Source organism: Providencia sp. PROV003, from assembly GCF_045040775.1.
GTDB lineage: Bacteria > Pseudomonadota > Gammaproteobacteria > Enterobacterales > Enterobacteriaceae > Providencia > Providencia huashanensis.
Genome location: NZ_CP096369.1, coordinates 2,082,808 through 2,105,199 on the forward strand (window position 1 = coordinate 2,082,808; position 22,392 = coordinate 2,105,199).

Here is a 22,392-nt window from a genome sequence, read left to right on the forward strand (position 1 = left end):
AGCTAATGCCCCAGAAAGCGAAAGCTCAAAAGGCTAAGTCCCAGAACAGTCGCCGTCGTTTTTTGCGTGATGTTGCTCGCGCAGCGGGCGGGTTAGCGGCTGTTGGTGTGGTACTGGGGCTTCAGCAACAAACGTCTCGGGCCAGCGGAGTTAGGCTCCGCCCACCGGGCGCTCTTGATGAAAAGGCATTTTCAAGTGCTTGTGTACGTTGTGGTCAGTGCGTGCAAGCTTGCCCTTATGACATGTTGAAACTAGCAACATTAGCATCAGGCTTAGCAGCAGGAACCCCGTACTTCATCGCCCGTGAAAACCCATGTGAAATGTGTGAAGACATTCCGTGCGCCAAGGTATGTCCAAGTGGTGCGCTGGATAAAGACATTGAATCAATTAATGATGCACGAATGGGATTGGCAGTTTTGTTAGATCAGGAAAACTGTCTTAATTTTCAAGGGTTAAGGTGTGACGTCTGTTACCGAGTATGTCCACTTATTGATGAAGCAATCACCTTGGAATTGGAACAAAACCACCGAACAGGTAAACATGCGAGGTTCTTACCAACAGTCAATAGCAATTACTGTACAGGGTGCGGTAAGTGTGAACAGGCTTGTGTACTGGAAGAAGCTGCTATCAAGGTATTACCAAGGTCGCTAGCGAAAGGTGAATTAGGTCATCATTACCGTTTTGGCTGGCTGGAGGGCAACAATGGCAAATCGTAAGCGTGATGCCGGACGTGAAGCTCAGGCTAAAAAGGGCTGGTGGCATAGCCATAAGTGGTTGGTATTTCGACGTGTGAGCCAATTGCTTGTGCTAGCTATGTTTCTCAGTGGGCCATGGTTCGGTGTTTGGGTTTTACATGGGAACTACAGTAGCAGCTTATTGCTAGATACTGTGCCTTTGACTGACCCACTCATTACCTTAGAAAGCTTAGCAAGTGGATATTTACCCGGTATTTCGGCACTGGTAGGTGCAGTTATTGTGTTCGGGGTATATGCACTATTAGGTAAGCGTATTTTCTGTAGTTGGGTCTGTCCTGTGAATCCGATCACGGATGCGGCAGCTTGGTTGCGCCGTAAGTTTGAGTTAAACCAGTCCGCAACAATACCGCGTTATATCCGCTATGTATTGCTCGGAGTGATCCTCATTGGTTCAGCGGTGACAGGGACTCTTCTTTGGGAATGGTTAAATCCAGTTTCATTAATGGGGCGCAGTTTAATTTTTGGTTTTGGTAGCGGTGCATTAGTCCTCGTTGCACTGTTTTTATTCGATTTATTGGTTGTGGAACATGGATGGTGTGGTCACCTTTGCCCTCTGGGTGCCCTGTATGGCATCGCGGGTTGTAAAGGCGCATTAGTTGTTACAGCGGAAAATAAACAAAATTGTAGCCGCTGTATGGATTGTTTCCACATTTGTCCGGAGCCGCAAGTACTGCGTGCCCCGGTCTTAGATAAGCAAGCCCCAGCGCAGATTACAGATAAAGACTGCATTACTTGCGGTCGTTGTATCGATGTCTGTTCTGAGGATGTTTTTAAAATAACACTACGATGGAGCTCGGGAGCTAAATCATGAAAAATCCTGTCCTGAAAAAGACGCTAAGCCGCGCAATTGCAGGTATGGCCCTTGTTGTTAGTAGTCTTGTTTGGGCTGCTAATGGTGTCGATTTGTCTCAATCACCGGAAGTGTCTGGTACGACAGAGGGAAGCATTCATATTCCGAAAGAACAGGAAAGAATGGCGCTAAACTATGTGAACCAACCGCCGATGATCCCACATAGCGTTGAAGGTTACCAAATTACGACGAATACTAACCGCTGTTTACAGTGCCATGGTGTTGAGAATTACCGGACAACAGGTGCGCCAAGAGTGAGTCCAACACACTTTATGGATGCAACAGGTAAAGTGCTTGGTGAAGTCGCACCAAATCGCTATTTTTGTTTACAGTGCCATGTGCCGCAGTCAGATACGGCACCTATCATTGATAACACATTTACCCCATCCAAAGGCTTTGGGAAATAAGGGGGAGACATGGCAAATAACAATGATAAGCAGGTCAATGGCGAAAAACAGCCGCGTAAAGGGCTCTTTGGCTTAATTGGACGAATATGGCGTTGGTGGCGTAGACCAAGTCGCTTAGCGTTAGGCACCTTATTGCTGATCGGTTTTGTGGGTGGCGTGATTTTCTGGGGAGGCTTTAATACGGGGATGGAAATGGCGAATACAGAAGAGTTTTGTATTAGTTGCCATGAGATGCGTGAAAATGTCTATGAAGAATATATGGATACCATTCACTATACGAACCGTAGTGGTGTGAGGGCGACTTGTCCAGACTGCCACGTACCCCATGAATTTGGCCCCAAAATGGTACGCAAAATTCAAGCCAGTAAAGAATTATACGGTAAGATTTTTGGCATTATTGATACACCACAAAAATTTGAAGACCACCGTTTGGCAATGGCACAAAGCGAATGGCGCCGGATGAAAAATAATGACTCTCAGGAATGTCGTAACTGTCACAACTTTGAGTATATGGATTTTACTGCGCAAAAAGGGGTCGCGGCAAAAATGCATGACCAAGCTTTAACTGAAGGTAAAACCTGTATTGATTGCCATAAAGGGATCGCACATAAATTACCGGATATGCGTGAAGTTGAACCGGGCTTTTAACCTTAGAGAGTCGTTTTACCATTGCTTATAACTATGATTTGTAAACAATGGTTAACAAATAGGCTGGTTATACATCTGAGTATGATCAGCCTAAGTTATATTTGTGTTAAATCAATATATTTGCTTTTTTAACGTGTATTGTATGATGTGCTGTTATGCAGAATTTACTAACAATATAAAAAATCAAGGTAACTAAACTATGTGGAAAAAGCTTCATCAACTTGCCATTCCAGTCAACCTTTACCGGTTATGCGGCCGTCTAGTACCGTGGTTTATTATATTGAGTGTAGTCTGTTTAGCTGTCGGTTGGATTTGGGGTTTTGGTTTCGCACCAACAGATAAAGTTCAAAGTGAAAGTTATCGCATTATGTATATCCATGTTCCAGCTGCAATGTGGTCAATGGGGATTTACGCAGCCATGGCGATCACGGCCTTTGTGGGTTTAGTTTGGCAAATGAAAGTGTCGGAATTGGCCATAGCAGCAATGGCTCCCATAGGAGCAGTGTTTACGTTTATTGCATTAGTGACAGGTGCAACATGGGGTAAACCAATGTGGGGCGCGTGGTGGGTATGGGATGCACGTTTAACCTCAGAGCTGATTTTACTTTTTCTATATGTGGGGATTATTGCTTTATGGCATGCGTTTGATGATCGTCGTATGGCGGGCAAAGCAGCGGCTATTTTAGTGTTAATCGGGGTGATAAATTTACCTATCATTCATTACTCTGTTGAATGGTGGCAAACGCTGCATCAGCCTTCTACTCGTATGCAAGAAAGTATTAACCCTGCAATGCGCACACCACTCCGTTTAGCTATCTTGGGTTACTTATTTTTATTTATTTCTTTGACATTAATTCGTTTACGTAATCAATTATTGATTCTAGAACGCAATCGCCCATGGGTATTAGACATAGTTAATAAGGGAGGCCGCAAGTCATGACATCCGCATTTGCATCTTGGAGTGATTTTTTTGCGATGGGGGGCTATGGTTTTTATGTATGGCTGGCTGTTGCGCTAACCTTAATACCGATTCTGTTACTCTGTTTGCATACATTTTTTCAAAGAAAAATGATTATAAACGCAATTCTTAAACAGCAAGCTCGTGAAGTAAGGCAAAAAGCGGCAAGAGCGCGTAGGGAGGGGATGTGAATATTCGTCGTCGTAACCGGCTTTGGTTAATTTGTTCCATACTTGTCGGTGTCGGTTTAACATTGGCGTTGATCCTATATGCGCTACGCTCCAGTATTGACCTCTTCTATACACCCGGTGAAATTATTTATGGTAAACGGGAAACCCATCAAATTCCAGAGGTTGGGCAGCGTTTACGTGTGGGTGGAATGGTAATGCCAGGCAGTGTTGTACGCGATGACTCAAACCCAAACTCATTAAAAATCACCTTTACGGTTTATGATGCTGAAGGTGAGGTAGATGTGAGCTATGACGGTATTTTGCCCGATTTATTTAAAGAAGGGCAGGGGGTTGTTGTTCAAGGCGAATTACAAGCGAACAACCATGTTTTAGCCAAAGAAGTCTTGGCGAAACACGATGAAAACTACACTCCACCAGAAGTTGAAAAAGCGATGCAAGAAAATCACCGCAGGCCAGCAGCTGCCTATAAGGACAATGCATCATGATCCCTGAAATTGGTAGCATTCTGCTTTGCTTAGCATTAGGTATTGCGGTTTTACTGTCGTTTTACCCTTTATGGGGAGTGGCACGTAATGACGCACGCTTAATGTCATCATCTCGTCCATTAGCATGGTTACTTTTCTTATGTGTCACAGGGGCATTTTTAGTATTAGTCAATGCCTTTATTGTTAACGACTTCTCTGTGACTTATGTTGCTAATAATTCCAACACACAACTACCCATTTGGTACCGCATAGCCGCAACATGGGGGGCTCATGAAGGTTCTTTATTGCTATGGGTATTGTTGATGAGCGGTTGGACTTTTGCCGTAGCAATAGGAAGTTATCGTATGCCACTTGATATTGTGGCTAGAGTACTCGCGGTAATGGGGATGGTCAGTGTTGGCTTTTTGTTATTTATTATCTTCACCTCAAACCCATTTTCACGTACGTTGCCGGCTTTCCCGATTGAAGGGCGAGACCTCAACCCGTTATTACAAGACCCTGGGCTAATTTTTCACCCTCCATTGTTGTATATGGGGTATGTTGGTTTCTCTGTGGCATTTGCCTTTGCCATTGCGGCATTGCTTAGCGGGCGTTTAGATAGCTCTTTCACTCGCTTTGCACGCCCATGGACGATGGCGGCATGGTTCTTTTTAACCCTTGGCATTATGCTAGGTTCGGCTTGGGCCTACTATGAATTAGGTTGGGGCGGCTGGTGGTTCTGGGACCCAGTTGAGAATGCCTCATTCATGCCATGGCTAGTGGGGACAGCTCTGATCCACTCATTATCTGTCACTGAGCAGCGAGCTACATTTAAAGCATGGTCATTATTATTGTCGATTTTTGCTTTTTCCTTGTGCTTGCTTGGCACATTTTTAGTGCGTTCTGGGGTTCTAGTTTCTGTACACGCCTTTGCCTCAGACCCATCCCGAGGACTATTTATCCTTGCCTTCATGGTACTGGTGGTCGGTGGCTCTTTATTAGTGTTCGCATTAAGGGGGCATAAGGTTCGTTCAAGGGTCAACAACGCATTGTGGTCACGTGAGTCCATGCTATTAGGGAATAACGTTATTTTAACGGCAGCAATGTTGGTTGTTTTATTAGGGACATTATTACCTTTAGTGCATAAACAAATTGGTTTGGGGACGATTTCGATTGGTGAGCCGTTCTTTAATACTATGTTTATCGCCTTGATGGTGCCGTTTGCCTTGCTATTGGGGATTGGGCCGTTAGTACGCTGGGGGCGAGATCGCCCTGCTGCTATCAAAAAAATGCTTATTATTGCAACGATAATGACATTAGTGTTGTCATTTGTTTTACCGCTATTAATGGAAGATCGTATTGAGGCGTTAACCGTTGTTGGCTTGATGATGGCGTGCTGGATTGCAATTTTAGCTTTTGCTGAAATGAAAGTTCGTATAAGCAAAAAAATCAAACTAACGCCGAGTTATTGGGGCATGGTTTTGGCGCATTTAGGCTTAGCCGTCACGATAGTTGGGATAGCCTTCAGCCAAAACTACAGTGTTGAGCGCGATGTCAAAATGAAGCCAGGGGATAGCATTAATATTCGGGCTTACACCTTTACGTTTAATGGCGTCAGAGAAGCCGATGGTCCTAATTATCAAGGCGTTATAGGTAGCATCTCTGTAACAGAAAAAGGCAAAGTGGTTAGTATTTTGATGCCTGAAAAACGTTTTTATAACGTTAGTCGTGCTGTAATGACAGAAGCGGCTATTGATGGTGGTTTTACCCGTGATTTATACGCAGCTTTGGGGGAAGAAATATCAAAAAGTACATGGAGCATGCGCTTGTATTATAAACCCTTTGTACGCTGGATTTGGTCAGGTGGTGTATTGATGGCAGTTGGTGCGTTGTTTTGCATGTTTGACCCACGCTACCGTCGTCGTAAATTACAGAGGGAAACGGCATGAATCGCAAAGTCTTTTTAATCCCTTTTATTATCTTTGCAGGGATAGCCGCCGTCTTATTATGGCAGCTAATGCGTAATGCGGAGGGGGATGATCCTCGTTTACTTGAATCTGCTCTAATTGGTAAACCTGTTCCTGTATTTAGGCTCGAATCATTAGAAAACCCCGGGAAACATTATGAATCTGATGTATTAACACAGGGGCAACCGATTTTACTTAATGTATGGGCGACATGGTGCCCGACTTGTCGTGCAGAACATCAGTATCTCAATAAACTGTCTGCACAAGGTGTACGGGTTGTGGGGCTAAACTATAAAGATAAGCGTGATAAAGCGATTGTGTGGCTGCGAGAGCTTGGTAACCCTTATGCACTGAGTTTATTTGATGGGGAGGGGATGTTGGGCCTTGATCTCGGTGTCTATGGCGCACCAGAAACCTTTTTAATCGATGGCAATGGTGTGATCCGCTATCGCCATGCAGGGGCAATGGACGAACGTGTTTGGGAAAAAGAGTTTAAACCCCTTTGGGAACGCTATAATCAGGAGGCGAACCAATGAGGTATTTACTCGGTTTATTCATGTTAGTACTCAGCTCAACAGTCACATATGCGGCTACTGAAGTGTTTACTTTTGATAGCGAACAGCAGGAACAACAATTTCGCAAGTTAACGGAAGAATTACGGTGTCCAAAGTGCCAAAATAACAGTATTGCGGACTCTAACTCAATGATTGCGCTGGACTTACGTCAAAAAGTGTATGAGTTGATGAAAGAAGGTAAAAGCCGGGACGAGATTGTTGATTACATGGTTGCCCGCTATGGTTATTTTGTGACTTATAACCCGCCATTAACGCCACTCACCATGATGTTATGGGGCTTACCTTTTGCCGCCATCGCTTTGGGGGGATGGATTATTTTTGCCCGTTCGAGAAAACGGGTGCGCATCAAGCAGGTGGAACAGGGTAATGATGGCGTATTACCAGAAGCCTCCCGTGCCAGTAATTGGGTTTACCTTCCAGGGTTAGTGATTGCTTTAGGTGTAGCTGGCGGCGCCTATTATCAAGTGGGTAGTTACGCTAAAGTCACGGATTGGAATAATGCTTACCAACAAGCCCCAGCTTTACTAGATAGAGCATTAGACCCTTCTGAACCCCCGTTGAACAATGCGGAAATGGAACACTTAGCTTTAGGCTTACGGACACGTTTACAAGAAGACCCTCAAAATATCGAGGCATGGGTGATGTTAGGGCGAATTGGCATGGTACTCAATAATGCGACCATGGCGACAGATGCTTATGGCAGAGCTTATCGTCTTGCGCCTAAAGATGAAAACGTCATTATAGGGTATGCCGAGGTTCTTACTCGCTCGTCTGACCCTGAAGATAACCGCCAAGGTGCTGAATTGCTCAAAAAATTAATTGCTAAAGATCGCACGAATGTGAAAGCGCTGAGCATTTTTGCTTTCAATGCATTTGAACAAGAGCGCTATGCAGAGGCAATTTCAGCTTGGCAAATGATGTTAAAATTATTACCTGAAAATGATCAGCGTCGGCCGATTATCGAGCGCAGTGTTGAGCAGGCTTTGATGATGGTACATGAAAAGAAAGGGACGCCGACAGGTAAGTAATATCCTTCTTGATAATGTTATACAGGCGAAAGTCTGTATAACATTCATTTCTTATCGTTCACTTCAGTTTTTTCTAATTTCAGTTGCTTATTAAAGAAAGCTAATAATCATTATTTTAATATGGTTTTAGCTTTTAATTATATTAAAGGTAACTTATTTATATTTTTACTTATTATTTTATGATTGCAATCATGTCTTTTCTATCTGCTAGTTTTCATTTACCGCTTTCAAATAATATTCATCCAACAAATGATGCCAATAGGATAGGTAAATCCTAAAACAAACAGTTGTATAAAAGCGAAAAGCCTCCTTTCACTGTACAAATAGTACAAAATTGTCGTGCGATTTAACATTAATGGTGAAAATCAATAACATTAGGCATCCAAATAAGATACACTTTCGCCCTATAAAAATGGGTATTGAAAATAACGGAAAAACGTTGCACCTGCGTCCTTTTATCAGACAGTTAGCTGCTTATCTTGCTTTACTTGCTGTCGCAATGCTGTTTATTGCTCCTTTGGTTTCAAAATCAATGGAACATGCAACCGCTTGCACAGAAGCACATAGTGAGACGGCTGCGCCTTTGATGCATAAGCATCAGGGGGAAGTAATGCCTGAAAATTGTGAGCTATCGGTACCCATGAATCATATGTTAATGACAGGGGTTGGTCAGTCGCCTATGGAAGACATAGCCTGTGGTTACTGCCAGTTATTGATTCATTTCCCATTTCTAATTCTGTTTGTTGCTGCGGTAATCCGTCAACTGGCAACCCTGGCAATTTTTATCCCCTTTGAGCGTTGTATTCAATTTTGGCTGTATAGGCCATGGTCATTACATTTAGCTAGAGCCCCTCCTCAATTCCTATGCTTATCTAAAAATTAATTATTTTTCAGACTGTTATTTTGTGTTTTTTTGCACAGAAGGTTTTTCATCATCTTGGATTTTTACTATTTTCAGGATTGGTATTCCTGTTGCAAATTTTTAGACACAAAGGTGAATAGCAGAAATATTAGTGTTGATATCGATACATAGGTAGCAAATGAATACTCAATTTTTTAAAATTGCCCCCGTTGCAGCGTTGGTGGTTAGTGCGGTTATTAGCGAATCTACAGCAGCTAAAAATGAGGCTAATCAGAGTCTCATTACAGATAGCTCAGTGATGATTGTTACTGCACCTGTTGATTCTCCATTAACTATCACTACATCGCCTAAAACCCCAAGGCAGCCAGTTCCCGCAAGTGATGGTTCAGATTACCTAAAAACTATCCCTGGTTTTTCGCAAATTCGTAATGGTGGGACAAATGGCGACCCTGTTTTTCGCGGGATGTTTGGCTCGCGTTTACGTATTTTAACTAACGATAGTGAAATGTTAGGCGCCTGTCCTTCCCGTATGGATGCTCCAACATCCTATATTTCGCCAGAAAACTTCGATGTTCTTAATATGATTAAAGGTCCACAAACCGTTTTATGGGGACCAGGGAATTCTGCTGGCACGATCCGTTTTGAACGAGAAAAACCTTTGTTTACTGAAGCTGGTATAAAAGGGAATGCAAGTGCATTAACTGCATCAAATAACCGCTGGGATGGTAATGCAGATATCAGTTTAGGTAATGAAGTAGGTTACATTCGAGTCATTGGTAATAAATCCCGTTCTAATGATTATAAAGATGGTAATGGGCATAAAGTGCCCTCTAAATGGGATAAATGGAATGCTGATGTCGCAGTGGGTTGGACGCCAGATGAGTATACTTTATTAGAATTAACCGCAGGGAAAGGTGACGGGGAGGCCCGTTATGCTGGAAGAGGGATGGATGGTTCTCAATTTAAACGGGAAAGTTTAGGTTTGCGCTTTGAAAAGAGCAATATTGGTGATGTTCTTGATAAGGTTGAAGCGAATGTTTATTACAATTACGCTGATCATATTATGGATAATTACTCTTTGCGTTCACCTTCAGGTGGGGGAATGGGGCATATGGGACATGGCGGTCATGGCATGATGAATATGCCAATGAAAATGCGAGTTGACCGTGAAACCATGGGTGGGCGTGTTATGGGTACATGGTTATGGACTGACTATGAGCTACGTAGCGGTGCGGATATGCAAACAAATAAGCACCGAAAAAATCAGAATAATAGTTGGAAAAAGGATGCTCAATTCCAAGACTATGGGGTATTTAGTGAGTTGACTTGGCATGCAACCACACAAGGCAAAATGGTCAGTGGAGCACGGTTAGATCGTGTGATCGTTGATAATAATACAGGTATAGGGGCTTCTGGGCGTAATACAGTAATGCCAGCAGGCTTTGCTCGTTATGAACATTCGTTATCTGATACCCCTGTTATGCTGTATGCCGGTGTAGGATATACCGAGCGTTTCCCAGATTATTGGGAGTTATTTTCACCTAAACTGGGACCGGATGGTACCAATAATGTATTTGATAAGGTGAAAACTGAAAAAACAACCCAGTTAGATATTGGAGCTAAATATGCACATGAAAATACAAATGCATGGGTTTCTGCATATATTGGTCATGTGGATGATTTTATTTTGTTTCGTTATAGCCCAACAAACCCACGCATGAGCCAGATAGAAAATGTAAATGCGCTTATTATGGGCGGGGAGCTCGGTATTGCCCAAAAACTGAATGATGAATGGAAAGCAGATGCGAGTCTCGCTTATTCATGGGGAGAAAACCGTACAGATGGTAAAGCATTGCCACAAATGCCCCCATTAGAAGGGCGTTTAGGGTTGTCATGGGAAAAAGGGGATTGGACAACAACTGGTCTATTACGTGTTGTGAGTCGTCAAAACCGTGTTGCGATTAATGATGGTAATGTTGTTGGAAAAGATTTTAGTCAGAGTGCGGGTTTCACTATTTTCTCATTAAATACAGCGTATGTTGTCAATCAAAATATGAAATTAAGTGCAGGGGTTGATAATCTATTTGATAAAACATATAGCGAGCATTTGAATTTAGCGGGTAACAGTGGATTTGGTTATTCATCAAACCAGCCTGTTAATGAGCCAGGAAGAACTTTTTGGGCAAAAGTTAATGTGACCTTTTAATTTCAATTAAATTTGCAAACAACCCGCAGAGTAATGCGGGTTGTTTGTGAGTAGTTAAACAAGCACTGGAATATAATAATTCAATTCTTGGATGTAGTGATGGGGGTTATTTATAAATGCTTCGTAAGTAGGTTTGGAGTTTAAAACATACATTTCTATATCCGAACCAGTTCCACGGACAATATCCATTTCAGCTAGAACTTTACCATAAGCAGTATAGATAATATCGTTGTAATCAATCCCCTGCAGACTACCATCTAATTTAATTTCCAAATAATTTCCACTCGGTAGTTGAAAGTTTGTTGCTTGTGGTGGGGTGATATCAACATCTTTTTCATCTAATGCAGTAATATATAAGAAAGTCCCTTCTTCATTAGAGCTCAAGTCTACACCATGAATAGCATATAGGTGCTGCGTCACATATTGGTTTTTATCAAGAAATTTTTTCCAATATTGTCTGCGTAATTCATCGGTTTTAAGGTTCCAACCATTTATATCTTTGGTATATCGATGCTTAATACCAAGTAAATTTATTGCGGGCAATTGAGTAAGTCTGACTTGGAATTGAAGTTCTTTATTTTCACGAAGTGGCAGACAGAACCCATCGACCTTCCAACCTTTGCGTTTTCTATATTCAGAAGGGGTAAGGTTAAATTGCTTTTTGAAAGCGCGACAAAATGTTTGTTGCGAATCAAATCGGTATCTCAGTGAGATATCCATAATGCTGTCGTTAGTTAATCGTAATGCTACCGCTGAACAGGAAAGGCGCCTTGCTCGGATATACGAGCCAAGTGCCAAGCCAGTTTGGTTTTTAAATAGGCGCTGAAAATGCCATTTAGTGTATCCTGATTTATCGGCAACAGTATCTAGGGATAGGCGAGATTCTAAATTTTGTTCTATCCAGAGAATAATTTCCCTGATAACGCTTTCTTGTAGCATGATTATCCTTTCAAGTTGCTATTACCTAGATCAATAAAGTAAATAATGCTTAATACTGACAATGATACTAGATAAGAATTCATGGATGCTCGCAATAGAATACCATGTCTACAGACAGTTTGATTAAAAAGATGTGAAGTTAAGTAAGTTTTTCTTCTAAAAGTATTGTTGTTACCGATTGAAATACAATTATTTGTTGTTAATTTAACATTAAATATGTATTAATAACTATTTAAGTTTAAAGTAAATAAACGTACAACTATAGAAATAGATAAAGAACAGTTAATATTATTATTGCTAAATGCCGATAATCCTTTTGAGATGATTGTAAATGGATTGATATAAAAAACAGATCCAGCTTGGATTGTTGTGATTTATAATGAAAATATAAGCCGTTTATCTTTAATGGGTTGCTGAAACGATGATTAGTTATAAAAAATAGGGCTATTTTTTATAACCACAAATATTATTTTTTTTATACAATAGCCGTATGGAAACTTATTGATACGCTTAACTACAAATTGTCACGATTTCCATAAGTAAATAACATTAAATGTATAGAGTTTATTTCATCAAATTTAAAAAATAAGCTAAAATATTATTGTAATCTGATAGATACATTGTTCACGATTAGGGATAGGTGAGTAAATTAACCCATTCTTCATTGGGGGGGTAATGTAGTACCAATCGAATCTTATCTGCAACAATGAAATAATAAAAAATAATAATATCATAATGTTATGTTTTTATTGTGTTTTCCTTCGATAGAAATAGTCTTTTAATGATTGGTTTAATCGGAATTTAGTTATTTTAAGTCAATTTATAAATTGAAAAGTGGTGTTAATTTACGCGTCGCTTAATTAGATAGCTTATACGTATGTAACCCAGGGGGGTATTATGAGTAAAGACAGTATCGCTAAGATGTTGGGGATAAAAATTCGTAATCAACGAGAAAGTCATAAAATGACCGTTAAACAAACTGCGAATTTAATTGGGGTAACTGAAGATGAAATGAGACGTTTCGAAAACGGTGAAAGTTGTATTGATGTAGATTCATTATTTCAGTTTGCCTACTTATTCAATATTGAGCCAGCCTCTTTCTTATATGGCGTAGTGAATGTTAACAGCGGGATGCGCAGTACTCTACACTAACATTGTTTAGTATTGGCTGAATAAAAAACTTAATGATCAATTGGTTAAACGTATCCACACGATAATGTTGGAAAACTTAACTCTGTAAGTTAAAAAATAGGTTAACAGAGCTGCTGTATCTCTTAATTTGTCATTATCGTACTTAAATAAACCCCTCATCGTATAATTGTTTTAATATTTCATTGGTAAGTTCATTAGTACGTGCCCAATGAGCTGGTTGTGTAAGTTTAGTACCGCCGTGCAGTTTTAGAATGAATTGGTCTATTTGTTTAAAAATAGTATTTTTTTCATTAAGTTGTTGTCTTGGTGGGTTAAATAGTACTTTATTTTCAACCTCATAACTTTGATTGCACTGTTTTAGAGATAATTTGTCTGAAATATTCCCCGTATTAAAAAATAGCTCAAATGAAATTAACAACCCCCCTTTATGACGCAAATTGATTATTAGCACATCCCCATCTTCCATTTTTGCGAAAGGGTGTGAAAACTGAATTGACGCTGTAGAAAATGAAAAATCAGGGAGTAAGGTTAATAACAGTTCAATTTTTTGTGTAATCGTACCTCTTAGTATATTGAATGGTAACCTATTTTCTGGCTCAATGACCCGGTGAGCGGATAAGCGTAATAACCCTGTTTCTAATTTGTTTTGAGTGTGCAAGACATGCTTTATTTGATTAAATGAGTCCTCAAAAGTGAGTGCTTGACTGTAGTCAATTAAAACATCGTTTCGTATTGCTTTTATGAATAATTCTTCAAGCTCTTTTTCATTAAAGCTTGGGATATTATTGAGTAAGATATCTTTTCCTGCTGCAATTGCGGCATTGATTGTAAATTTCAATAGCTCATCACTACAGACTGCTGTCATGATGATGCAATCAACGTCATCGTTATTGACCAGTGCCTCTATTTGTTGTTTTTGATACATAAAATAAGACATAGAGGGAAGTGGGGGAGCGATATCACAAACAGATACCAACTCACTATGATGAGCACTGCATTTTACTGCATGAATATAAGGTTGATTATGAATGGACGTTCCGATTAAACCAATCCCTGAGCGATGAAGAGAAGTGACAGAGTGCTGCTCTTCAAGCAATCGAAGATGGCCCAGTAAATAAAGAAAGTGTGTATTTAACATGGTCGTTCCTTATTATCGGTTTTAAATCAGAAATTCATGTGCTCCCAACATAACAGGATGAAATAATAATTTCATATTAATGTGTTGTCGAAATTTGTATTTTCTGATGAAACTCACAAATTAAAGAAATCATTTATGTAAACCCACTTGAGCGGCGGTATGTAGCAAAGAGAAATCAATTTAGTAATGGAAACGGCCAAATAGGGGCTCTAAACTAATGGAGGTATTTAGTTTTCGAGCCAAAGTAGCGTTAAACTAACTTACTTCCTTGACGGTAGGCTAAGGCGACTGTCAATGATTGAGCTAAACATAACGTTGCTGACTGGGAACGAAATGCATCCACTTGCGCTTCTTTAATCACAAAGCAAACGTCACTAAAACTGGCGAGTGGGCTAATCTGGCTGTCAGTAATTACGATTTGTTTAGCACCAGACTGTGCTGCTTTTTCACTAACCATTACTGTTTCTGATGCATAGGGGGTGAAACTAATTGAAATAACCACATCGTTTTCACTAATTTTACTGATCTGTTCTTTAAACATTCCCCCAAGACCATCTATCAGAACAGGGCGGCACTCCAAATGGCTTAATGCATAACTGAGGTAGGTCGCGACACTAAATGAGCGACGCAAGCCAATTATGTAGACATTTTGTGCATTAGCTAATAATGAAACTGCTTTTTCTAAATCTTCGGCAGAGGTCCTAGCTGCCATTTGCTGCAAGGCTTGTGCATTGGAGTGAGCAAATTCTTTTAAAATTTGAGCGGGGTCATCACTCAATTCTTGAGCACTATCCATTTCGCGAAATAGCCTTGCTCTATCAGTGTAGCTTGCTGTTTCTTCAACAAGGTTCATACGAAACAATTGTTTCATTTCATTAAAGCCACTGAAATTAAACGCATTTGCAAAACGAATTAATGTTGATGGTGGAACATTGGCTTCTTTTGCAATAACGGCAACGGTATCAAATGCGACACTATTTGTATTATCGAGTACGTACCTAGCCACCTGTTGCAAGCGTTTACTTAGCTCATCATAACGAGAGCGAACTTGCTCTTGAAACTCATTTAAATTTGATGCACTTGACATATAACCTCCATGATTTGGCTCTAATTGTAGTTGTTTTGCACGGTTAGTCGAATTATTTTGAAACGGTTAGTTCATATTTCTACATTCTCTATCTTTATATATCTAAAATAATTTGAATTTCGGTTAGCAAATTGAATGAGTTACATTGATTGCTTTTCTTATTGTGCCTAGTTGGTAAGTGCTTCTGTCTGCACTGCAATAGACGTGTATACCTAATTAAATAAGTGATTAGGAGACTTTTTAAAATGGCATTTTCTATCTTGAATTAGAAATTTCATAAAAACTTTGTCTAGATCACATAAATTGAATGTTATTTCAAATTTCATTGCAAATGAAACAAATATTTCATATACATTGGGTAACAACGTAATCCTGTCAGTTAAAGAGAGGCAACATGGAACAGATTAATAATTTCATCGGTGGTGAAATAGTTTTGAGCAAAAGCGGTCGATTTGCACCTGTATTCAACCCAGCAACGGGCGAGCAAATTGCACAGGTGGTATTAAGCAGTGCTGATGAAACGAAACACGCCATAGCGATTGCTCATAAAGCATTTCCAAAATGGTCGAAACTTTCGCCATTAAAGCGCTCTCGAATCTTATTTAAATTTAAAGCGTTACTTGAAGATAACATGGATGATTTAGCGCGCCTTATTTCTAAAGAACACGGTAAAGTGTTTTCTGATGCGGTGGGTGAGATTACACGAGGCCTAGAGGTTGTTGAATTTGCTTGTGGCATTCCTCACTTACAAAAAGGTGAACACTCGGCCAATGTCGCCACAGGTGTGGACAGTCATTCATTAATGCAACCACTAGGTGTTTGTGCTGGTATTACCCCGTTTAACTTCCCTGCTATGGTACCGATGTGGATGTTCCCAGTGGCAATTGCTACCGGTAATACTTTTGTTTTAAAACCATCTGAGAAAGACCCGTCTTTGGCTCTTGAATTGGCTAAATTGTTAAAGCAAGCTGGTTTACCTGACGGTGTATTTAACGTCGTTCAAGGGGATAAAGAATCTGTTGATACGCTGCTAACTGCACCAGAAGTTCAAGCGGTAAGCTTTGTTGGTTCAACTCCGATTGCCGAATATATTTATACCACAGCGTCTCAGCATGGTAAGCGTTGCCAAGCGTTAGGTGGAGCAAAAAACCATTGTATTTTAATGCCTGATGCGGATATGGGGCAGGCTACGAATGCAATAATGGGCGCTGCATTTGGGGCTGCGGGTGAGCGTTGTATGGCACTTTCTGTTGTATTAGCCGTAGGGGATGAAACGGCAGATACATTAATTGCTAATTTGAAAGCTCAGATAGCCAAAATGACCGTGGGACCCGGTATTACAGATGGCAAAGAAAATGATATGGGGCCAGTAATCTCAGCACAGCATAAAGCGAAAATCTGCGACTATATTGCGAGTGGTGAAAAACAAGGGGCGACATTATTGGTTGATGGTCGTGATTTCAAAGTAACGGGTTTTGAAAAGGGTTATTTTGTTGGGCCAACATTATTTGATAATGTGACTCCTGAAATGGATATTTATAAAGAAGAAATTTTTGGGCCTGTATTAGCTGTTGTACGAGTACCTGATTTTGAAACAGGGTTGAAACTAATTAACCAACACGAATACGGCAATGGAACCGCAATTTTTACACGTGATGGTGAAACAGCCCGTGAGTTCCAAGAAAATGTTCAAGCTGGAATGGTCGGAATTAATATCCCAATCCCAGTACCAATGGCTTTCCACAGTTTTGGTGGTTGGAAACGTTCAATTTTTGGGCCTCTCAATGTTCATGGAAATGATGGTGTTCGCTTCTATACTCGCATGAAAACAGTGACTAGTCGTTGGCCTGCTAGCGTACGTTTAGAACATCATGAAAGTAGTTTCACAATGCCAACCATGGAATAAATGGAGACCCATATGAATAAGCAGAAAATGACTACAGCCCAAGCATTGGTAAAGTTTCTTAACCAACAATATGTTGATGTCGATGGTGAGCAGTATCCGTTTATTCAGGGAATATTTACGATTTTTGGCCATGGTAACGTTGTCGGTTTGGGTCAGGCGCTTGAAGAAGCGCCTGGACATCTGCGAGTTTATCAAGGTTGTAATGAGCAAGGTATGGCGCATATTGCGACTGGCTTTGCCAAACAGAAAAAACGGAAACAAATTTTTGCAGTGACTTCTTCGGTAGGGCCGGGGGCAGCTAATATGGTAACGGCGGCGGCAACAGCCACAGCCAACCGTATTCCGTTGTTATTACTACCAGGAGACACCTTTGCCACTCGTCAACCAGACCCTGTTTTGCAGCAAGTCGAACAATATGGTGATGGGACAATCAGCACGAATGATTGTTTCCGCCCTGTATCTCGTTATTGGGACCGGATTTCGCGGCCTGAACAGCTAATGGCAGCGATGATTAATGCAATGCGTGTATTAACTGACCCTGCTGATACGGGGGCCGTTACCATTTGCTTACCTCAGGATGTTCAAGGGGAAGCATGGGAATACCCTGATTACTTCTTTGAAAAGCGAATTCATCGCATTGAACGCCGGCCGCCAACAAGTGTAAGTCTAGAGGAAGCCGCTCATCTTATTCAAAGTAAGCAAAAGCCGCTTCTGATATGTGGTGGTGGTGTGCGTTATTCAGAAGCACATAATGATTTCGTTCAATTTGCGGAGGCTTACGGTATTCCGTTTGGTGAAACTCAAGCGGGTAAAAGTGCTGTTGTTGCCAACCATCCTTTAAATGTAGGGGGAATAGGCACGACAGGTGGGCTTGCGGCAAACTTACTTGCAAAAGAAGCTGATTTGGTTATTGGTGTTGGGACTCGTTTTACTGATTTTACCACGGCATCTAAGTCATTGTTTAGTAAGGAAGGTGTGCGGTTTTTAAATATTAACGTTGCTGAATTCGATGCCAGTAAGTTAGATGCATTAAAAGTGGTAGCAGATGCAAAAGAAGCTTTGCAAGCTCTTGATGCAAAAATGAAGGGGTCAGGCTATCAGGCCCAATGGGGGCATGAAATTCAACTGGCGAAGCAACAATGGAAGAACGAATTAGACCGGTTGTTTAGCATTCAGTATCGGCCGTTGGATTTTATCCCAGAAATTGCAGGCCACCTTGATGATAAACTTGAAGAATACAGTAAAACACTCGGCACTGAACTTGCGCAAACTCGGGTTCTAGGTTTGATGCAGCAGCACATGGAGAGTGACGCGATTATTGTGGGGGCAGCGGGGTCATTACCGGGGGACTTACAGCGTATTTGGCTACCAAAGCAGCGGGATACTTACCATCTAGAATATGGTTATTCATGTATGGGGTATGAAATTGCTGCGGCTGTTGGCGCGAAAATTGCGGCTCCAGAACAACCAGTATATGCCATGGTCGGGGATGGCTCCTATTTAATGCTACACAGTGAGTTGCAAACGGCAATTCAAGAAAATATTAAAATCACTATTTTATTATTTGATAATGCGGGCTTTGGTTGCATCAATAATTTACAAATGAGCCAAGGCATGGGGAGTTTTGGGACTGAAAATCGCCAACGCAATCCACAAACAGGCCTACTGGATGGGCCATTAGTGAAAGTGGATTTCGCTAAAAATGCAGAAAGCTATGGTTGTAAAAGTTATCGAGTTCATGATGAAGCTCAGCTGATCTCTGCTTTGGAGGATGCTAAAACGCATTCAGGTTGTGTATTGATTGATATTAAAGTGCTTCCAAAAACCATGACTAATGGTTATGAAGCGTGGTGGCGTACAGGAACAGCTCAAGTTGCTAAAAAGCCTGAAATTGTTGCGGCGGCTGAGGAAATTAAACATAAAGTTGAACATAAGGTACGGCTTTATTAATTAACGTGTTATTGGTGGTTTACGTATCATCAAAATAACTCGATGGTGTTATGCCATTGAGGAGGTGTTTTATTTTGAGTGATGGTGTAGGCCTCATTTCGTCGGGTATTATTGTGAATATCCGCAAGGATTTCACTTATTGTGTTTATGAGTTGTCGTCATGTGTATTTTTAAACCCAGCGTTTGCTGGGTTTTTTTATGGTTTTAATAGTTTAATTTTCTTTTTGTTGAAATGTATGTTTTAAATTTAAGTTGGTCGGAATTAATAAAACAGAAACAGAAAATAAAGTTGCAGTAAAGTACATACTTTATTGTCAGATAGTGATGAGTTACATTATTATTTTGTGATCTAAATAACACTAAAAATACACTTTAATGCAACATTTGTTACCTAGAGCCCAAAAACATAATTTCCAAAAAATTATAAATTGAAATGAATGTTTTATTTGGTATATTTCGTAATATCCAAATAGTGGATTTAAGGTATCAAGGAGCATTTGAATGTTCAACATAGCACTATTCGGCGCAGGACGTATTGGACAGGTTCATGCTGTTAATATTGCCGGCCATAAAGAAACCGCACTTTATTCTGTTATTGATCCGTACCAAGCTAATGCATCTGCGTTGGCTGAAAAGTACCAAGCTAAAGTACAAACCACAGAAGAAGCGATGCAAGACCCAAATGTGCATGGCGTTTTAATTGCTTCTGCCACAGATACACATGCTGATTTAATTGAGTTAGCGGCTCAACATAAAAAAGTCATTTTTTGTGAGAAGCCAGTTCATCTCGATCTTGAACGAGTAAGACAATGCCTTAAAAGTGTTAAACAACACAATGTCCCATTGTTTATTGGTTTTAATCGCCGTTATGACCCGCAATTTCGCCATCTCAAAAATTTATTCCAGCAAGGGGCGATTGGTAAAGCTGAGTCTTTAATTATTACATCTAGAGACCCGTCACCGCCACCAGCAGAGTATGTCAAAGTCTCCGGTGGTATGTTCAGAGATATGACGATTCATGACTTTGATATGGCGCGCTTTATGATTGGTGAAGAACCTTGCTCTGTATTTGCCCAAGGAAGTAATGTAGTAGACCCTGCGATTGGCCTTGCGGGTGATATCGATACCGCATTCATTATTTTGAAGTTCCCTTCAGGGGCCATGGCGACCATATCGAATAGCCGCCGCTCAGGGTATGGTTATGACCAGCGCATTGAACTGCATGGTGAGAAGGGGCTGCTGACAGCTGGGAATATAAAAGAAAATAGCGTTGCGTTATTAAGCGAAGTCGGTTGTTTGTCTGCTAAACCCGAATATTTCTTCTTACAACGCTATCATGAGGCATACAAAGCTGAATGGGAACATTTTGTTGATATTTTAGCTGGACGTGCTGAATCAGAAACCACAGGTACCGATGGTGAGTTTGCATTATATCTTGCAGACAAAGCACTTGAATCATTAAAAACAGGAAAAGAAGTTAAACTCTAATTTATATTTTTAAATTATATTTTAATTGATTATTAATATGCGGACGAAAAAATGATTTTTCGCCCGCAATAGAATTCAGATATATTCATCCGATTATTTAATAAATATATACATTAATATTTGTCTTACGTATTAATTAAATACCCTACAAGCAGTAATGCTTCTATAAAATTTGTGGCTATTTTACTGTTTAATTTTTAAATTCAATATAAGTATTTGTTTTTATTTGTGAATTTTGATTTATGAAATAGTCTTGAAGCTTGCAAGTAGTGATTCAATAAGAGCGCCAAAAATTTTTCATTATTTAATACTTAACATGTAAAGAATTTATTTAAATACTGAAAATTTGCTTTTTTGGTAGACATAATGATTCAAATAATAAGGTAATAATATGTCATTAATAATGAATCTCAATGAACAACAGAGAAAAAGGTTGCACCAAATCACCTTGGTAGCAACCTTTGGTGGGTTACTTTTTGGTTATGATACTGGTGTAATCAACGGGGCATTTTCCTCACTGAAAGAAAACATGGGGTTAACACCGACCACTGAAGGCCTTGTGATGAGTGTCTTGTTGGTTGGTGCCGCACTTGGAAGTGTTTGCGGCGGGCGAGTGGCTGATTTTATCGGGCGACGCACCTATTTACTTTACCTTTCGTTTCTTTTCCTATTTGGCGCTTTTTTATCTGCCGCTGCACCGAATATTGAAATTCTCCTTGTAGCTCGATTTATTCTCGGTTTTGCTGTTGGTGGTGCATCAGTCACTGCACCAACATTTATTTCAGAGGTTGCGCCTACAGAAATGCGAGGCAAACTCACCGGGTTAAACGAAGTGGCAATTGTGATAGGTCAACTTGCTGCCTTTGCGATTAATGCGATTATTGGTTCTATTTGGGGGCATTTACCAGACGTTTGGCGTTATATGTTGTTAGTGCAAGCTGTACCTGCTTTATGCTTACTTTTTGGTATGTGGAAAGCTCCGGAAAGCCCGCGTTGGTTGATGAGTAAAAATCGTCGTGAAGAAGCATTGAACATTTTAAAACAAATTCGCCCAGAAAAACGTGCTATTCAGGAATATGAAGATATTGTCACATTGTTAGATGTTGAAGCCGCAGAAGCAAAGAAAAACCCAAATGGAAAAAAACAAAATCTAGCTTTAATTTTCAATACCCCTTGGATTTTTAAATTAGTTTTGATTGGGATGGTATGGGCTGCTTTACAGCAAACCACAGGGGTTAACGTAATTATGTACTATGGTACAGAAATACTGAAAACGGCTGGTTTTTCTGAACAAACTTCTTTGGTTTTTAACGTATTAAATGGTGTGTTCTCTGTTGGGGGAATGGTTATCGGGGTACTGTTCTTAGTTGACCGTTTTAAGCGCAAGACATTAATTGTCGGTGGTTTTGCTTTAATGGCATCGTTACATTTATTAATCGCAGCAACGGATTATTTCTTAACTGGGGATATTAAAGCAACGTTGATCTGGTTACTTGGTGCGGTATTTGTTGGTGTGATGCAAGGGACAATGGGCTTTTTAACTTGGGTGGTATTAGCCGAGTTATTCCCATTAAAAATCCGTGGGTTATCGATGGGGATTTCTGTGTTCTTTATGTGGATTATGAATGCGATCGTGAGTTACTTGTTCCCTGTATTGCAAGCCGAACTTGGTTTAGGGCCTGTATTCTTAATTTTCGCGGTAATAAACTACTTAGCAATTGTCTTTGTGGTGAAACTACTTCCTGAAACATCGAATAAATCGTTAGAGCAGTTAGAAGAAGAGTTGTCATCAATGTAGTTGTTAACCATTCATGATACGAA

The 22,392-nt window shown here is 40.4% G+C and carries 20 protein-coding genes; 17 read left to right on the forward strand and 3 right to left on the reverse strand.

Annotated elements, in window-relative coordinates; translation table 11 throughout:
- Positions 1-5: 5 nt before the first annotated feature.
- The 12 genes from napG (at position 6) to M1F14_RS09485 (ending at position 10,911) form a co-directional block, all read left to right on the forward strand.
- Positions 6-716: a ferredoxin-type protein NapG gene (gene napG / locus M1F14_RS09430; protein ID WP_042845217.1), complete on the forward strand. Its 711-nt coding sequence runs from the start codon at positions 6-8 to the stop codon at positions 714-716.
- Positions 703-1,566: a quinol dehydrogenase ferredoxin subunit NapH gene (gene napH / locus M1F14_RS09435; RefSeq protein WP_042845216.1), complete on the forward strand. Its 864-nt coding sequence runs from the start codon at positions 703-705 to the stop codon at positions 1,564-1,566. Before napG ends, napH begins: the two co-directional genes overlap by 14 nt.
- Positions 1,563-2,012, forward strand: coding sequence for a nitrate reductase cytochrome c-type subunit (gene napB, locus M1F14_RS09440; protein WP_042845215.1), 450 nt, complete (start codon positions 1,563-1,565; stop codon positions 2,010-2,012). Before napH ends, napB begins: the two co-directional genes overlap by 4 nt.
- A 9-nt stretch (positions 2,013-2,021) precedes the next feature.
- Entirely contained in the window at positions 2,022-2,660 is a 639-nt protein-coding gene (napC, locus tag M1F14_RS09445; RefSeq protein WP_048607975.1) for a cytochrome c-type protein NapC, read from the forward strand.
- Positions 2,661-2,859: 199 nt separating this feature from the next.
- The gene (locus M1F14_RS09450) at positions 2,860-3,600 is read left to right on the forward strand and encodes a heme ABC transporter permease (protein WP_042845213.1); all 741 of its coding nucleotides are present in this window, start codon (positions 2,860-2,862) and stop codon (positions 3,598-3,600) included.
- Positions 3,597-3,809, forward strand: coding sequence for a heme exporter protein CcmD (gene ccmD / locus M1F14_RS09455; protein ID WP_048607973.1), 213 nt, complete (start codon positions 3,597-3,599; stop codon positions 3,807-3,809). The genes M1F14_RS09450 and ccmD overlap by 4 nt, the downstream gene beginning before the upstream one ends.
- Positions 3,806-4,294 (forward strand): cytochrome c maturation protein CcmE, encoded by a 489-nt coding sequence (ccmE, locus tag M1F14_RS09460; protein ID WP_042845209.1) that lies wholly within the window; start codon positions 3,806-3,808, stop codon positions 4,292-4,294. The genes ccmD and ccmE overlap by 4 nt, the downstream gene beginning before the upstream one ends.
- Positions 4,291-6,222, forward strand: a complete 1,932-nt coding sequence (locus tag M1F14_RS09465; protein ID WP_042845207.1) for a heme lyase CcmF/NrfE family subunit — start codon at positions 4,291-4,293, stop codon at positions 6,220-6,222. Before ccmE ends, M1F14_RS09465 begins: the two co-directional genes overlap by 4 nt.
- Positions 6,219-6,776 (forward strand): thiol:disulfide interchange protein DsbE, encoded by a 558-nt coding sequence (gene dsbE, locus M1F14_RS09470; protein WP_042845205.1) that lies wholly within the window; start codon positions 6,219-6,221, stop codon positions 6,774-6,776. The genes M1F14_RS09465 and dsbE overlap by 4 nt, the downstream gene beginning before the upstream one ends.
- Positions 6,773-7,843 (forward strand): cytochrome c-type biogenesis protein CcmH, encoded by a 1,071-nt coding sequence (locus M1F14_RS09475; protein ID WP_042845203.1) that lies wholly within the window; start codon positions 6,773-6,775, stop codon positions 7,841-7,843. Before dsbE ends, M1F14_RS09475 begins: the two co-directional genes overlap by 4 nt.
- Positions 7,844-8,282: 439 nt before the next feature.
- Entirely contained in the window at positions 8,283-8,726 is a 444-nt protein-coding gene (locus M1F14_RS09480; protein WP_042845422.1) for a DUF2946 domain-containing protein, read from the forward strand.
- Positions 8,727-8,883: 157 nt separating this feature from the next.
- Entirely contained in the window at positions 8,884-10,911 is a 2,028-nt protein-coding gene (locus M1F14_RS09485; RefSeq protein ID WP_042845202.1) for a TonB-dependent copper receptor, read from the forward strand.
- Between the two features lie 54 nt (positions 10,912-10,965).
- Here M1F14_RS09485 and M1F14_RS09490 read toward each other — a convergent pair whose 3' ends face one another.
- A complete protein-coding gene (locus M1F14_RS09490; protein ID WP_042845201.1) occupies positions 10,966-11,850 on the reverse strand; it encodes a helix-turn-helix domain-containing protein in 885 nt (294 codons plus the stop codon).
- Between the two features lie 897 nt (positions 11,851-12,747).
- Here M1F14_RS09490 and M1F14_RS09495 point away from each other — a divergent pair.
- A complete protein-coding gene (locus M1F14_RS09495) occupies positions 12,748-13,002 on the forward strand; it encodes a helix-turn-helix domain-containing protein (RefSeq protein ID WP_042845200.1) in 255 nt (84 codons plus the stop codon).
- A gap of 142 nt (positions 13,003-13,144) precedes the next feature.
- Here M1F14_RS09495 and M1F14_RS09500 read toward each other — a convergent pair whose 3' ends face one another.
- Positions 13,145-14,140: a hypothetical protein gene (locus M1F14_RS09500; RefSeq protein WP_232370496.1), complete on the reverse strand. Its 996-nt coding sequence runs from the start codon at positions 14,138-14,140 to the stop codon at positions 13,145-13,147.
- Between the two features lie 250 nt (positions 14,141-14,390).
- Entirely contained in the window at positions 14,391-15,227 is an 837-nt protein-coding gene (locus tag M1F14_RS09505; protein WP_042845197.1) for a MurR/RpiR family transcriptional regulator, read from the reverse strand.
- Between the two features lie 394 nt (positions 15,228-15,621).
- Between M1F14_RS09505 and M1F14_RS09510 the strand changes: the two genes are divergently transcribed.
- The 4 genes from M1F14_RS09510 (at position 15,622) to M1F14_RS09525 (ending at position 22,369) form a co-directional block, all read left to right on the forward strand.
- A complete protein-coding gene (locus M1F14_RS09510) occupies positions 15,622-17,133 on the forward strand; it encodes a CoA-acylating methylmalonate-semialdehyde dehydrogenase (protein WP_042845196.1) in 1,512 nt (503 codons plus the stop codon).
- Between the two features lie 12 nt (positions 17,134-17,145).
- Positions 17,146-19,083: a 3D-(3,5/4)-trihydroxycyclohexane-1,2-dione acylhydrolase (decyclizing) gene (gene iolD, locus M1F14_RS09515; protein ID WP_094301216.1), complete on the forward strand. Its 1,938-nt coding sequence runs from the start codon at positions 17,146-17,148 to the stop codon at positions 19,081-19,083.
- A 501-nt stretch (positions 19,084-19,584) separates the two neighbouring features.
- Positions 19,585-20,571, forward strand: coding sequence for an inositol 2-dehydrogenase (gene iolG / locus M1F14_RS09520; protein WP_042845192.1), 987 nt, complete (start codon positions 19,585-19,587; stop codon positions 20,569-20,571).
- Positions 20,572-20,962: 391 nt separating this feature from the next.
- Positions 20,963-22,369, forward strand: a complete 1,407-nt coding sequence (locus M1F14_RS09525) for a sugar porter family MFS transporter (RefSeq protein ID WP_042845190.1) — start codon at positions 20,963-20,965, stop codon at positions 22,367-22,369.
- Positions 22,370-22,392: the final 23 nt, after the last annotated feature.

What these genes read in the sequence shown, in the direction of transcription:
- napG (WP_042845217.1), top strand. Translation starts at nt 6, where the DNA reads ATGCCCCAGAAAGCGAAAGCTCAAAAGGCTAAGTCCCAGAACAGTCGC.
- napH (WP_042845216.1), top strand. Translation starts at nt 703, where the DNA reads ATGGCAAATCGTAAGCGTGATGCCGGACGTGAAGCTCAGGCTAAAAAG.
- napB (WP_042845215.1), top strand. Translation starts at nt 1,563, where the DNA reads ATGAAAAATCCTGTCCTGAAAAAGACGCTAAGCCGCGCAATTGCAGGT.
- napC (WP_048607975.1), top strand. Translation starts at nt 2,022, where the DNA reads ATGGCAAATAACAATGATAAGCAGGTCAATGGCGAAAAACAGCCGCGT.
- M1F14_RS09450 (WP_042845213.1), top strand. Translation starts at nt 2,860, where the DNA reads ATGTGGAAAAAGCTTCATCAACTTGCCATTCCAGTCAACCTTTACCGG.
- ccmD (WP_048607973.1), top strand. Translation starts at nt 3,597, where the DNA reads ATGACATCCGCATTTGCATCTTGGAGTGATTTTTTTGCGATGGGGGGC.
- M1F14_RS09465 (WP_042845207.1), top strand. Translation starts at nt 4,291, where the DNA reads ATGATCCCTGAAATTGGTAGCATTCTGCTTTGCTTAGCATTAGGTATT.
- dsbE (WP_042845205.1), top strand. Translation starts at nt 6,219, where the DNA reads ATGAATCGCAAAGTCTTTTTAATCCCTTTTATTATCTTTGCAGGGATA.
- M1F14_RS09475 (WP_042845203.1), top strand. Translation starts at nt 6,773, where the DNA reads ATGAGGTATTTACTCGGTTTATTCATGTTAGTACTCAGCTCAACAGTC.
- M1F14_RS09485 (WP_042845202.1), top strand. Translation starts at nt 8,884, where the DNA reads ATGAATACTCAATTTTTTAAAATTGCCCCCGTTGCAGCGTTGGTGGTT.
- M1F14_RS09490 (WP_042845201.1), bottom strand. Translation starts at nt 11,850, where the DNA reads ATGCTACAAGAAAGCGTTATCAGGGAAATTATTCTCTGGATAGAACAA.
- M1F14_RS09495 (WP_042845200.1), top strand. Translation starts at nt 12,748, where the DNA reads ATGAGTAAAGACAGTATCGCTAAGATGTTGGGGATAAAAATTCGTAAT.
- M1F14_RS09500 (WP_232370496.1), bottom strand. Translation starts at nt 14,140, where the DNA reads ATGTTAAATACACACTTTCTTTATTTACTGGGCCATCTTCGATTGCTT.
- M1F14_RS09505 (WP_042845197.1), bottom strand. Translation starts at nt 15,227, where the DNA reads ATGTCAAGTGCATCAAATTTAAATGAGTTTCAAGAGCAAGTTCGCTCT.
- M1F14_RS09510 (WP_042845196.1), top strand. Translation starts at nt 15,622, where the DNA reads ATGGAACAGATTAATAATTTCATCGGTGGTGAAATAGTTTTGAGCAAA.
- iolD (WP_094301216.1), top strand. Translation starts at nt 17,146, where the DNA reads ATGAATAAGCAGAAAATGACTACAGCCCAAGCATTGGTAAAGTTTCTT.
- iolG (WP_042845192.1), top strand. Translation starts at nt 19,585, where the DNA reads ATGTTCAACATAGCACTATTCGGCGCAGGACGTATTGGACAGGTTCAT.
- M1F14_RS09525 (WP_042845190.1), top strand. Translation starts at nt 20,963, where the DNA reads ATGTCATTAATAATGAATCTCAATGAACAACAGAGAAAAAGGTTGCAC.